This window comes from Wenyingzhuangia fucanilytica (assembly GCF_001697185.1).
Lineage (GTDB): Bacteria > Bacteroidota > Bacteroidia > Flavobacteriales > Flavobacteriaceae > Wenyingzhuangia > Wenyingzhuangia fucanilytica.
Genome location: NZ_CP014224.1, coordinates 1,021,941 through 1,035,073, shown reverse-complemented (window position 1 = coordinate 1,035,073; position 13,133 = coordinate 1,021,941). Strand labels below are relative to the sequence as shown.

The following is a 13,133-nucleotide window of genomic DNA, read 5'->3' as shown; positions in this document are numbered from 1 at the left end:
TGGAGATTTGCATATACATCATTAAAAGTAGGTTTATAAGCCGAGTTCTGTAACTTGAAACAAGTTCAAGCTTCTTATCATTTATCTAGAATTGCTGTTACCAACAATCTCAATCTGCCTACCCCTTGGAATTGAGCGAACAACTCTTACCTATTAAAAGGTCTCCAATATACATGGCATTGTACCGCATAGAGTTTACCTGGTTTCACTACAGCCGAACTGTACTTGCTTTCTGTTGCACTTGTCCTACCTTAAACTAGTTTAAGGCGACGGATGTTATCCGCTATGCTGTTCTATGGTGCTCGGACTTTCCTCCTCGTATAAATACGCGGCGATAAGACAACCTACTGTTCAATGATCTATTTTTAAAAGAAAAACCCACCTAGTAAACTAGGTGGGAAAAATTGCTATGAAAAAGAAAAAGTGTGTTATAAATAACACAACAGGACAAATATACATTCTTTTTATATTCTACAAAAAATTATTTGCCTTTTTTTTAATCTTTTCTTAACTTTTAAAACTTATGTTAAGAAAACATATCTTTTACTTTTTCAAAAAAAGATTTATCTCCCTTAGTTGGTGCGGGATTAAAGTTATCATCTCCTAAATTAGCTTCAAAAAACTTTTTCTGATCTTTATTTAATTCTTGAGGAGTCCAAATATTAACATGAACCATTAAGTCTCCTGTTCCATATCTTTCAATACTTGGTAAACCTTTACCTTTTAATCTTAAAATCTTTCCTGACTGAGTACCAGCATCAATTTTAATTTTTACTTTACCAGATACTGTTTCTATTTCTTTACTAGCTCCTAAAACAGCTTCTGGATAACTAATATACAAGTCAAAATGTAAGTTAACACCTTCTCTTGTTAAAGTTTCGTGAGGAATTTCTTCGATAAGAACTAATAAATCTCCTGAAATAGAATTGTTTCCTGGAGCTTCATTTCCTTTACCAGCTACTTTTAACTGTACACCATCAGTAACTCCAGCAGGAATATTAATACTTACTGTTTCTTCTTCCACTGACAATCCTTGTGCATCAGCTCCAGAAACTTTATTTTTCATTACCTCTCCAGCTCCACCACAAGTATTACAAGTAGCTGCAGTTTGCATTCTACCTAAAATAGTATTGGTTACTTGCATTACCTGTCCTGCTCCATTACAAGTAGTACAAGTTCCGTAAGTTACTCCTTTGGCTTTCTTTTTTCTACGAACTTTGATTTTTTTATCAACTCCGTTAGCAATTTCTTCTAAGGTAAGTTTTACACGAATACGCATATTACTACCTTTTACAGTAGCTCTACGTCCACCTCCACGGTGTCCTCCACCTCCGCCAAAACCTCCGAAACCACCACCAAAGATGTCTCCGAACTGACTAAAGATATCATCCATATTCATACCACCACCGAAGCCTCCGCCTCCGCCATGTCCACCTTCAAAAGCTTGGTGTCCATATTGGTCATATCTAGCACGCTTATTCTCGTCACTTAAAACTTCATAAGCTTCTGCCGCTAACTTAAATTTTTCTTCTGCTTCTGTATCACCAGGATTTTTATCTGGGTGATATTTTACAGCCATTTTACGATACCCCTTCTTTATCTCTGCAGCAGAGGCTCCTTTAGAAACCCCTAATACCTCGTAAAAATCTTGTTTTGCCATATCTTTATTCAATTAGCAATTAACAATTAGCTATGAGTAGATTACTCAATATTAATTATTAATTGTGATAGTTAATTGTTCTATTATTGTCCGATTACAACTTTAGGGAAACGGATAATAGTATCTCCTAATTTGTATCCCTTTTCTATTACATCAATCACCTTTCCTTTTAAATCTTCGGTAGGTGCAGGAATTTGAGTAATTGCTTCTTGAATATCTGCATCAAAAGCATCACCTTGATTAACTTCTACAGCAGTTAATCCTTTTTGCTCTAATGTTTTTACTAATTTATCTTGAATTAAAGCCACTCCTTTCTTTAACTCCTCGTCTTCACTTTTATTGATTTCAATCATTCCTCTGTCAAAATCATCAACAACAGGTAATAATGACACGATAATATCTTTTCCTGCAGTTTTAAACAACTCGATACGTTCTTTAGAAGTACGTTTTTTATAGTTTTCAAACTCAGCAAATAAACGTAAATATTTATCTTTTTCAGCTTGAATTAATTCTTCAGCAGATGGTTCTTTTGTTTCTTCTGCTTTTTCTTCTTGCTCAGCAGCCTCCACAGTTTCTTCTACTTGCTCTACGGTTGCTTTTTCTTCTACTGCCTTTTCTTCTTGTTGAATATCTTCTTTCTTACTCATGGTAAATAATTATCAATAAATATGTTTGTTTACTTCCTAAGGCAAAAGGTTTGCCAATTACATTAAAATGCCAAAATGACATCTTTAAAAACGATGCAAAAGTACAACTTTATTTAATTTAGGAGAATAGTGGATTTTAGAATCTTAAATGATTTTTAATGAAGGATTTTAAACAGCAATTCTTTTAACAAATCTCTATCTGTTAAATTTGCTCCTACCCCTTTACTTTTTACATCAGCCTCTCTTAAATAAGTTATGATTTGAGAAACTTTTCGCATAGGATAATTCTTAGCTGCAACTACATAATCATCAACAAAATATGGATTTACACGTAATGTTTTGGCCACATTTCCTTTAGATTTATCTTTTAAACCATGATACATTAACAATTGTGTAAAATAACTATTGATTAAAGAGATGGTCATAACCAATGGGTTGCTTTTAGGATTTTCTGCAAAGTAGTTAATGATTTGATTACACTTTAGTATTTCCTTTTTCCCAATGGCTTTTCTAAGTTCAAAAACATTAAAATCTTTACTGATACCTATATTTTCTTCAATATGTTGTGCTGTTATTGTTGTTTCTTTAGGTAGAACCAACATCAGTTTATCTAGTTCGTTGCTAATTTTACTTAAATCAGTTCCTAAAAACTCCACCAACATTTGAGCAGCCTTAGGGTTTATTTGATATTTTTTCCCTTTTAACACTCCCGAAATCCAATCTCCAATTTGGTTTTCGTATAATTTTTTAGATTCAAAAACAACTCCTTTTTTGGCTATAGCTTTTATTAACTTTTTACGTTTATCAAGGGTTTTGTATTTATAACAAACAACTAAAACAGTGCTTTCTAAAGGATTTTCTACATAGGAAACCAAATTTTCTATAGTTCTAGATAAATCTTGAGCTTCTTTTACAATAACCACTGTTCTTTCGGCCATCATAGGAAATTGTTTTGCTTGCCCTATAATGTCATCAATTGAAACATCTCTACCATAAACTACTGTTTGGTTAAACCCTTTTTCATCCTCGGTTAGGATATTTTTTTCTATGTATTCAGAAATTTTATCAATATAGTAGGCTTCTTCACCCATTAAAAAATAAATAGGTTTAATTCTTCCCTGATTGATATCAGTTACCAACTGTTTTACTTCTACCATAGACTGCTAAAATTGTAAGGAATTGCTCAAAAAGAATGCTTATTTTTGGCACATGCAAAAACTAAATCTTCCTGATGTTTATTTAAAAATCAAAAGTAAAGAAAATAAGCTGTTTATTTTTGACCCTTTTAGAAAAAAAGACATTATGCTTACACCCGAAGAATGGGTGAGGCAACATTTTGCAAATTATTTGGTTCATCATAAAAAATATCCCATTTCTTTAACTGCTTTAGAAAAAGAATTAACCTTAAATAACACAAAAAAAAGAACAGACATTCTTATTTACAACAAACAAGGAACTCCTGAAATTATTGTAGAATGCAAAGCAAGTTCTGTTAAAATAACCCAAGAAGTTTTTGATCAAATTGCAAGATATAATCTGGAATTAAATGCTAGGTATTTAGTTGTGACTAATGGTTTGGAACATTACTTTTGTCAAATGGATTTTGAAAACAAAAAATATGTGTTTTTAAAAGACATACCTAACTACAATATTTAAATGAACATAGCATTAGTTGTTTTAAATTGGAACGGAAGAGAATTGCTAGAAAAGTTTTTACCAACGTTGGTTAAAAATAGTCCTGAAGCAAAAATTTATGTGGTAGATAATAATTCTATGGACACTTCTGTGGCTTATGTAGAAAAGTTTTTTCCAGAAATCAGTATCATTCAACACCAAAAAAATGAAGGCTTTGCCAATGGATACAATTTGGCTTTATCTCAAATTAATGCTAATGTATATGCTTTAATTAATTCTGATGTTGAAGTTACTCCAAATTGGCTTAAACCAATTATTGAGTTTTACAAGACCAATAGCAAAGCAAGTATTGTTCAACCAAAAATATTAGATTATAAATTTCGCTCTTATTTTGAGTATGCTGGTGCTGCAGGTGGGTTTTTAGACAAATATGGCTACGCTTATTGCCGAGGAAGAGTTTTTGAAAATATTGAAGCAGATAAAAATCAATATAAATCTGCCCCTATTTTTTGGGCATCGGGTGCTTGTTTGTTTATCAAAGCAAAAGACTATGAACAACTTGGTGGTTTAGATGGTGACTTTTTTGCACATTACGAAGAAATTGATTTGTGTTGGAGAGCACAAAATCAAAATTTCTCTGTGGATTATATTGCAGAAAGTACTGTATACCATGTTGGAGGTGGAACACTAAGTAAACAAAGTCCTTTTAAAACCTATTTAAATTTTAGAAACTCTCTTTTTACGCTAGTTAAAAATTTACCTAAGAAAAAACTATTCCCTATTATTTTTACAAGAATGGTTTTAGATGGTGTTGCTGGAGTTAGATTTATTTTTTTAGGACAATTTTCTCATTTGTTTAGTATTTTAAAAGCTCATCTTTCATTTTACAAAAACCTTTCGCACTTTTTTAATAAAAGAAAGGGTAATCCTATTAAGAAATATTACAACACCAAATCAATCGTTTTTACTCACTTTTTAAGTTTCAAAAAATAATGACTCCTAAATCAAAAATTATTGGTTTTGTTTTCTTTTTGTGTTTGATTAGTTTTTTTCAATTAAAAAACATCAACAATAAAGTAACCGAAAGACATGCTTGGGCCAACGCAGACCATTACGCTATTGCTATTGGTTTTACTAACAATAATTTTGATTTTTTTCATCCAGAAACTTTTTGTTTAAATCCCCAATTCAAAGCATCACTTGGGCAAAAACAAACTTATACCAATAGTCAAGATTATTGGGACGCTAATATAAAAGATCCTAAAGGAATTACTGCCATAGATTGCCCTATACATCAATATGCAGTATCCATATTAATGACTATTTTTAAAAGTACAAGTCCTTGGATATACAGACTCTATATTCTTTTAATTAGCATGATAGGACTGTTTTTTCTTTTTAAAGCTTTATTACTTATTAATAAATCATATTTAATTAGCAGTTTATTAATTTTATTTATTTACTTATCTCCTACCTATAACTATTATTGCTTTCAATTTTTACCAACTGCTGCATCATTATCGCTCATTTTTATTGCTTTTTATCATTACATCAAATATTTAAAAGATAAAAATCAATCTAACTGGTTACTTTGCTTAGTATTTATACTTATTGCTAGTTTAACTAGACTTCCTTTTATTATGTATGCCCTGGCTCTATTTGGACATTACTTTATACTAGGGATTATTGAAAAGAAAATAGCTTGGAAAAAACTACTAGGACTAAGTTTTATTATTTTAATTGTTGGTGCTTACTTTTTATATAACAAATTATACTTGGCTAAGTTCTATGGCTCTAATTTTTTAAATTATCCTTTATATCCAAAAAACTTTGAAGACATATATTATTCTATTAAAGAAACCATATACTATGAATCTTGGAGGTATTTTACACCAATACATTACTTTATTTTAGTGTTGTTATTTATAAAATTCATAATCCCAATTAAAAACACAACTTTTAACAAAAATTTAATTGGATTATATTTATTATGCGGAGGCGTTACAACCTATAGTTTATTAATGCTAAAGCAATTTCCTGCACATGATTATTATCTATTAGATACTTTTTTTCCATTAGTTATTATCATCATTAGCTTAATTAGCAAGCAAATCCATTTTGATTTTTTAAAAGTTTATGTTGTTGTAGCCATAATGCTCTCTATAGTTTTTTTATTAATCATAACGGACTACGGATACAGAACTAGAGAAAAAAGTCCATTAACCAAAACCATTAATAACTTTACTGGAGCTGATAAAATTTTAGATAGTTTACAAATCACCCCAAATCAAAAAATACTTTTATTAGATTCTTATAGCCCAAACGGAGCATTTATAGAAATGAAAAGAAAAGGTTTCTGTGTAATGGTTACAAAACCTGAGGTAATTAAAAGAGCTTTAAAATGGGACTTTGACTATATAATTACTCAAAACTTTACTTATAAAGAAGATATTTTAAAATCTTACCCTAATTTTGAAAACGAAACAACCCTTTTCTACAAAAACAATAATTTTAGTATTTATCAATTAAAAAACCATGACACAAGAATTAAAAAGAATCAATAAATATTTAAGTGAAATTGGATATTGCTCTAGGAGAGCTGCTGATAAATTAATAGAAGAACAACGAGTAACCATTAACGGAGTAGTTCCAGAAATGGGAACAAAAATTGCTCCTAGCGATGAAGTTCGTGTGGATGGTAAATTAGTTTCTACTCCAGAAGAAGCACACACTTATATAGCGTTTAACAAACCTGTAGGAATTGTTTGTACAACCGATCAAAAAAGAGAAAAAAATAATATTATTGATTACATCAAACATCCTAAAAGAATTTTTCCAATTGGACGTTTGGACAAGCCTAGTGAAGGATTGATTTTTTTAACCAGTGATGGAGATATCGTCAATAAAATTTTGCGTGCCAGAAACAATCATCAAAAAGAATATTTGGTAAGAGTAAACAAACCTGTTACCCAAGATTTTATCAACAAAATGAGTAATGGAATTCCGATTTTAGGAACCATTACCAAAAAATGTAAAGTCGAAAAAGTTAACGATTACGAATTTAAAATTACTTTAACCCAAGGATTAAACAGGCAAATCCGTAGAATGTGTGAGTATTTAGAATACGATGTTAAAAAACTTAAGCGTATTAGAATTATGAATATTTTCTTAGATATTCCTGTAGGTCAATGGAGAGATTTAACCAAAACTGAATTAAAAGAATTGAATAAATTAACATCAGACTCTAACAAACATTATGAGTAGATCCTAATTATCTATCTTCATTATTTTTTTGTATTCCTTACTTTGTTTGATTAGAAAATCTATCAACTCTAGTTTTTCATTATTTGAATACATATCATAGAGAGATTTTTTTTGATTACAAAAACTTAAAAACTCCTCAATTTTTAGTTCTGATATCTTTAAATCATCCGTAAAAAAAGAGTTCCCAAATTCTTTTGAAAAATTAACTTTAAACTTCTCAAACCTTAGCCTTTTTTCTTGTTTGCTTAATTTTTTACTGTTTTTTGTAATCCATTTGTAGGCAGATGAAACCAAACCAATAATATTTAATCCTTCAAATTTTTTAGTAGGATCTGTATTTGCCAACTTTTTAATTTCTTCTCTTTTTAATTTTTCTGGATCAGGATTGGTGGTTGGTCCTACATTAAAATTTAAAGCAGAAGTACTTATTAAATTATTCAACACAACGGTTTCCATCTCATTTAATTTTTCACTCACTTCCACGCTAATCTCCCCGGCTTTTAAAACCTCATCAGTAATTATTAAAGTAACAGGATTAATGTGAATGGCAGCAACCATAATTGAATCTCCCAACCTAACAGGCAATTCAAAAGTTCCAAAATCATTGGTTTTTGTACTTTGTTTTAAGTTTTTGTTGGTTACTGTAATATCTACAACACTAATAGAATCATTTAAAACAGCACCTTTTAAAAAACTTATTTCTTGAGAAAAAATTTGTGATGTAAAAACAACCACAAAAAACAATAGAGATATTTTTTTCAAAGCTTTTTTTAGAAAAAAACATTACAAAGATTAAACCAATTTTATTTTAACGAGGTTACTTTTCTTGTACGCTTTCTTAATTTAAACAACCTATCTTTATAATAAGCTTTAACTTCTTGTAAATAATCTTTAGGATTGGCATAGGTAGTAAGAACAATATAAGTATGCCTTTTTTGTAGTTGAACCAATTCTTTTTCTAACTCATTTTTCTTTTGCTGTAACAATTCTAAAGTATCTAATTGCTTTTCTTGAGAAATTTGAATGCTAGAAAGATTTTTTTGAGAAGTAATTTGTTGATGTATTTGCTGCAACTCTTGCAAAGTTCCTTGTTTGTAAACTCTAATCAATTCGGTAGTGATTTCTGTCGCCAAATTTTCATCCTGTTCGTTATTAGAAAACCTATCAGGATGTACAAACAACATTGCCTCTCTATAAAGTTTTTTCTTATCCTTTAAAACAACTTTTTCTTCATCAGTAATTTTAGAAACTACAGGAACAGAAATGGGTTCTTTATAATTTTTCCCTTTCTTTTTTTGAGCGAGTCTTTTTTCTTTTTTAGCTTTTTGGAGATTTTTATAAAGTATAGATAATTCTTGCTCCTCTATAATCTCACTCTCTAACTCATTTCTTAAAAAGTTTTCAAATTCAAAAGTTTCTGTCTTTACAGATTGAATTTTACTTAAAAGTTGTTTGATTTCGATTTGAAGAGCATAAAACAAAAAATCATCTTCGCTACTTAATTGATGACTCATTAAAATGATGGCTTATAAAATATCTAAACTTCCTTTTCCTTCTCTAAGGACTACAGGCTCACCTTCACTTAAATCAATTACGGTTGAAGCAACATTATCACCATAACCGCCATCAATAACAACATCAACCAAATCATCCCATTTTTCGTGAATTAATTCAGGATCTGTAGTATATTCAATCACCTCATCTTCATCGTAAATAGAAGAAGATACCAAAGGATTTCCTAGTAACTCAATAATTCTTCTTGTAATGCTATTATCTGGCACGCGAATTCCAACTGTTTTACGTTTTTTAAACGCTTTTGGCATATTGTTAATCGCTGGCAACACAAAAGTATAAGGCCCTGGAAAAGCTCTTTTTAATATTTTAAAAGTACTGGTATCAATTGGTTTTGTATAATCGGACAAATGACTTAAATCATTACATACAATAGAAAATGAATTTTTTTCTAGCTTAATGTTTTTGATTTTTGCCACTCTTTCCATGGCTTTATAATTGGTAATATCGCAACCTAAGGCATAAACAGTATCCGACGGATAGATGATAACACCTCCATTTTTTAAAACCTCAACAATTTTAAGAATTTCTTTTTCGTTGGGATTGTCTGTATATATTCTTACAAGCTTTGCCATTTGATTATTCGGTTTTCGTTATTCGATGATCGATGGACGAGAATCGGTAAAATTACTCAGAATACTTATTCATTTCTTCATCATAAAACTCTGATGCTTCTTCTATAAACTGTGCTACTTGCATAGAAAGCTCTTCTTCATCTGCTCCTTCTAAATCGTCCCACAATTCAATCTCATCATCCTTTAAGTTAATGATAAATCTTGGAAATTCTGTATGAATCACAAAAATATCTTCTGGACAATCTGTATTATCTGCTAATATAAACCTTGGTAATTCCATGTTTCTTTTTGATTTTTTTATTTTATAAATGCTCTGTCAAAAGTAATCTTTTTGTTAGATGTTGAAACCTTAGATACAATAAAGTGGCTGAAACTGTTAATCCTACTAATAAACCTATCCAAACTCCAAAAGTTCCTAAACTGGTATGTATACCTAAATAATAACATACAGGAAAACCTACAATCCAATAAGAAACAAACACCAACCACATAGGCACAAACATATCTTGCAAACCTCTTAAAGCACCTAAAACCACCACTTGTATTCCGTCTGATATTTGGAACAACCCAGCTACAATTAATAATTTTGCTGCTATATTTACTACATTTTCATCATCTATATACATCCAAGGCAAATAAGTTCTTAAACTCATAAAACCTATAGCTGCAATTACTGAAATGATAATCATTAAAAGAATATTTGATATTGCAATTCTTTTTAGATTGTAATAATCCTTTAATCCTTTTTGATTTCCTACACGAATGGTTGCGGTAACCGCTACACCAGTAGCCACCATAAATGTCATGGTAGATAAATTCAATGCAATTTGATTGGCTGCTTGTTCATCAGTTCCTAACATTCCAGACAGCAATACAGCACTAGCAAAAATTCCAATTTCAAAAAACATTTGCAATGCTGTAGGATAACCCAATTTAAAAATTTTCATCACTCTTTCTTTTTCTAAACTAAACCAAGAAATAGCAATTTTATAGGGTTTGAACTTTTTTCTTTTACTAATAAAATAAAGCAAAACAAAAATCATTAACACTCTTGATACTAAAGTTCCATATGCAGCACCCACAGCTCCTAAAGCAGGGGCTCCAAACTTTCCATAAATTAAAATATAATTTAACAATACGTTTATAACGTTAGATCCTAAAATAGCAATCATTGCGTATTTTGTTAAGCTCAATCCATCTGTAAATTGTTTAATGGCCTGAAAAATTAACAAAGGAATCATAGAAAAAGCCAAAACATTGTAATAAGGAATTGCCAAAACAACTACATCTTCTGGTTGATTCATCATTCCTAACAAAGGCTCCATTAACAATAATGCTACGGCTAAAACTACTCCTAAAACCGATAGAATAATCACTCCATGTTGATAGCTTTTTTTTCCTTCTAAATAATTTTTAGCAGCATCTGCTTCTGAAATTAAAGGGGTCATGGCAAAAGAAAAACCTACTCCCAAGCCCATTAAAATAAAGAAAATTGAATTGGCTAAAGAAACAGCTGCCAAAGCAGGAGCACCTAACTCCCCTACCATAATATTATCTGCAAAACCAACTAACACATGTCCTAATTGCCCCAACATTACAGGGACTGCTAAAGCAATATTGGTTTTAAACTCAGAAGTATATTGTTTAATGTTCATATGGGAGATTTAAATCTGCGCGAAGATACAAACTAATCAGTGATGACCTTTAGAATTTTAAAACCAAAATCAACCTATTTTAGTTCCGTTTGGCATTGTTCTTTCTGGTTGTAACAAAACAATATTGTTTTCTTCACCCACTCCTGCAATCACCAAACATTCACTCATCATATTGGCAATTTGTTTGGGAGGAAAATTAACCACTGCCACAACTTGCCTTCCTACCAATTCTTTTGGGTTTTGATATACTTTTGTAATTTGAGCAGAACTTTTTTTAATACCCAAATCTCCAAAATCTATCAATAATTTATAAGCAGGATTCTTTACTTCTTTAAAAATCTCCGCTTGTAAAACTGTTCCAATACGCATATCTACTTTGGCAAAATCAGACCAAGATAAAGGTGATGTATTTTCCATTATTCTTTTGTTTTGTATACTCTTTTTAAATTCAATAAATTGGTTGGATTGGTGGTTAACCCTTTTACATTACTATGTTTAAAACGAATAATTTCATCGTAAAATAAAGATACTACTGGTACTTCTTTCCTAATAATACTATCCATTTTTTTATACATCACAACTCTTTTTTGTGGATCTGTAATGGCCATAGATTGCTCGTACAAATCATCATAAGTAGTATTTTTATAATGCGAATAATTAGGACCTTGTGGAGCAAAATTTTTACTGTAAAAAAGTGATAAAAAGTTTTCTGCATCTGGGTAATCTGCAATCCAACCTACCCTAAAAGTAGGCAATTTTCCATTGGCTTTTAGTTGTCTTAAAATAGGTGATGGCAATACTTCTAACTGAATATTTAATCCTATTCCTTGTAACTCTCTCTGAATAAATTCAAATAAATCTGTGTAACTAGAATTGGTAGCAATTTTAATAGTCGGATTTAAATCTCCTGTTTCTTTTTTATACTGATCAATTAATGCTTTTGCTTTTTCTGGTTGATATAAATTCAACTCATCATCATAATGCCCAGGCAAACCTTTGGGCACAAAACCCGTAGCAGGATTTCCTATGTTATTTCTTAAATATCGTAACATTTTAGCCCTATCAAAACCAATATTAATGGCTTGTCTTATCAACAAATGATTATCTACCGTTTGTCCTTCCATAAAAAAAGCAATGTACTCGGTAATTAAATAAGGAGTTTTATCTAAGGCTAATTTATTTTTATACTTTGGCAACAACTCTCCTGTTGGCGATAATAATTCATCTTTATAAGATGTGTGCAAATCATACAAAACATCAGAATTCCCTTGAATAAATTGTAAAAATTCCGTTTGTTTATCGGCATAAAAAGTAACTGCCACAGCTTCTAAATAAGGAAGTTGATTTCCTTTTTCATCTTTTTCAAAATACAAAGGATTTTTTCTAAACACTAACTTTGTGTTTTCTACCCATAACTTAAAATAAAAAGGACCTGTTCCTACAGGGTTAGACCTAAATTCTGTTCCGTAATATTCCACCGCTTCTTTTGGCACAACAGAACAATACTGCATGGACAACAACCCTAAAAAAGGCGGAAAAGCTTTGTGCAAATCTATCTTAAAAACAGAATCATTTACAGCCTTAAAACTTTTAACATTTTGCATTACCCATCTTCCTGAAGAAGCTACTTTAGGATCTAAAATTCTATCAAAACTATATTCAAAATCATGAGCTGTAACCGTTCTTGTACTATCTTTTCCAAAAGCAATATTTTCATGAAAAAACACATCATCTCTTAACACAAACTCATATGTTTTATTATCGTTAGAAATAGACCAAGATTTAGCAATGCAAGGTTTTACATGTAAACTATCATCAAAAACCACCAAACCATTAAATAGTTGATTTGTAGCCCAAACATTAGGTTCATTTTTAGCAAAAGCAGGGTCTAAAGAAGTTATATTGTCTTTTTCATTATACCTAAACACCTCCGAAAGGCTGTGTTTATGCTCTTTATTTTTACAAGAAATTAAGCATAAAACTAAACACAAAAAACTTACTATTTTTTTAATCATTGGGTTAATTTACTACAAATGAATTTATTAACTATACCATTACACAAAAATCAACCTATAACAAATACCTCAATATCGTAGAAAAAACGTACCTTTGTGCCCCGTAAATT

The 13,133-nt window shown here is 30.5% G+C and carries 14 protein-coding genes and 1 other RNA gene; 4 read left to right on the top strand and 11 right to left on the bottom strand.

The features are described 5' to 3' along the window. Positions 1 to 20: 20 nt before the first annotated feature. From rnpB to holA, 4 genes are all read right to left on the bottom strand, one after another. Positions 21 to 351, bottom strand: an RNA gene (gene rnpB, locus AXE80_RS04230) — RNase P RNA component class A. 175 nt (positions 352 to 526) lie between these two features. Continuing rightward, a complete protein-coding gene (dnaJ, locus tag AXE80_RS04225; protein ID WP_068824753.1) occupies positions 527 to 1,660 on the bottom strand; it encodes a molecular chaperone DnaJ in 1,134 nt (377 codons plus the stop codon). Positions 1,661 to 1,743: 83 nt separating this feature from the next. Further along, entirely contained in the window at positions 1,744 to 2,307 is a 564-nt protein-coding gene (locus tag AXE80_RS04220; RefSeq protein ID WP_068824751.1) for a nucleotide exchange factor GrpE, read from the bottom strand. 155 nt (positions 2,308 to 2,462) lie between these two features. Continuing rightward, positions 2,463 to 3,464 (bottom strand): DNA polymerase III subunit delta, encoded by a 1,002-nt coding sequence (gene holA, locus AXE80_RS04215; protein ID WP_068824749.1) that lies wholly within the window; start codon positions 3,462 to 3,464, stop codon positions 2,463 to 2,465. A gap of 52 nt (positions 3,465 to 3,516) precedes the next feature. On the opposite strand from holA, the gene AXE80_RS04210 reads away from it, so the two are divergent. Genes AXE80_RS04210 through rluF form a run of 4 tightly spaced genes read left to right on the top strand, consistent with a single transcriptional unit; the run spans position 3,517 to position 7,206 of the window. Then, the gene (locus AXE80_RS04210; protein ID WP_068824747.1) at positions 3,517 to 3,963 is read left to right on the top strand and encodes a type I restriction enzyme HsdR N-terminal domain-containing protein; all 447 of its coding nucleotides are present in this window, start codon (positions 3,517 to 3,519) and stop codon (positions 3,961 to 3,963) included. Further along, positions 3,964 to 4,935, top strand: coding sequence for a glycosyltransferase family 2 protein (locus AXE80_RS04205; protein ID WP_068824745.1), 972 nt, complete (start codon positions 3,964 to 3,966; stop codon positions 4,933 to 4,935). It begins immediately after the preceding gene. Then, on the top strand, positions 4,935 to 6,506 hold the full coding sequence (locus AXE80_RS04200; RefSeq protein ID WP_068824743.1) for a glycosyltransferase family 39 protein: 1,572 nt from the start codon (positions 4,935 to 4,937) through the stop codon (positions 6,504 to 6,506). Before AXE80_RS04205 ends, AXE80_RS04200 begins: the two co-directional genes overlap by 1 nt. Further along, complete coding sequence (gene rluF, locus AXE80_RS04195) at positions 6,478 to 7,206, top strand: 23S rRNA pseudouridine(2604) synthase RluF (RefSeq protein WP_068824741.1); 729 nt, start codon at positions 6,478 to 6,480, stop codon at positions 7,204 to 7,206. The genes AXE80_RS04200 and rluF overlap by 29 nt, the downstream gene beginning before the upstream one ends. A 3-nt stretch (positions 7,207 to 7,209) precedes the next feature. On the opposite strand, the gene AXE80_RS04190 is transcribed toward rluF, so the two are convergent. From AXE80_RS04190 to AXE80_RS04160, 7 genes are all read right to left on the bottom strand, one after another. After that, a complete protein-coding gene (locus AXE80_RS04190) occupies positions 7,210 to 7,968 on the bottom strand; it encodes a hypothetical protein (RefSeq protein WP_068824739.1) in 759 nt (252 codons plus the stop codon). 41 nt (positions 7,969 to 8,009) lie between these two features. Next, positions 8,010 to 8,720, bottom strand: coding sequence for a hypothetical protein (locus tag AXE80_RS04185; protein ID WP_068824737.1), 711 nt, complete (start codon positions 8,718 to 8,720; stop codon positions 8,010 to 8,012). Between the two features lie 12 nt (positions 8,721 to 8,732). Further along, the gene (locus AXE80_RS04180; RefSeq protein WP_068824735.1) at positions 8,733 to 9,353 is read right to left on the bottom strand and encodes an L-threonylcarbamoyladenylate synthase; all 621 of its coding nucleotides are present in this window, start codon (positions 9,351 to 9,353) and stop codon (positions 8,733 to 8,735) included. Between the two features lie 52 nt (positions 9,354 to 9,405). After that, on the bottom strand, positions 9,406 to 9,633 hold the full coding sequence (locus AXE80_RS04175; protein WP_068824733.1) for a hypothetical protein: 228 nt from the start codon (positions 9,631 to 9,633) through the stop codon (positions 9,406 to 9,408). Positions 9,634 to 9,655: 22 nt separating this feature from the next. After that, on the bottom strand, positions 9,656 to 11,008 hold the full coding sequence (locus AXE80_RS04170) for an MATE family efflux transporter (RefSeq protein WP_068824731.1): 1,353 nt from the start codon (positions 11,006 to 11,008) through the stop codon (positions 9,656 to 9,658). 69 nt (positions 11,009 to 11,077) lie between these two features. Further along, positions 11,078 to 11,425: a tRNA-binding protein gene (locus tag AXE80_RS04165; RefSeq protein ID WP_068824729.1), complete on the bottom strand. Its 348-nt coding sequence runs from the start codon at positions 11,423 to 11,425 to the stop codon at positions 11,078 to 11,080. Further along, a complete protein-coding gene (locus tag AXE80_RS04160; RefSeq protein ID WP_068824728.1) occupies positions 11,425 to 13,023 on the bottom strand; it encodes an ABC transporter substrate-binding protein in 1,599 nt (532 codons plus the stop codon). Before AXE80_RS04160 ends, AXE80_RS04165 begins: the two co-directional genes overlap by 1 nt. Positions 13,024 to 13,133 lie beyond the last annotated feature (110 nt).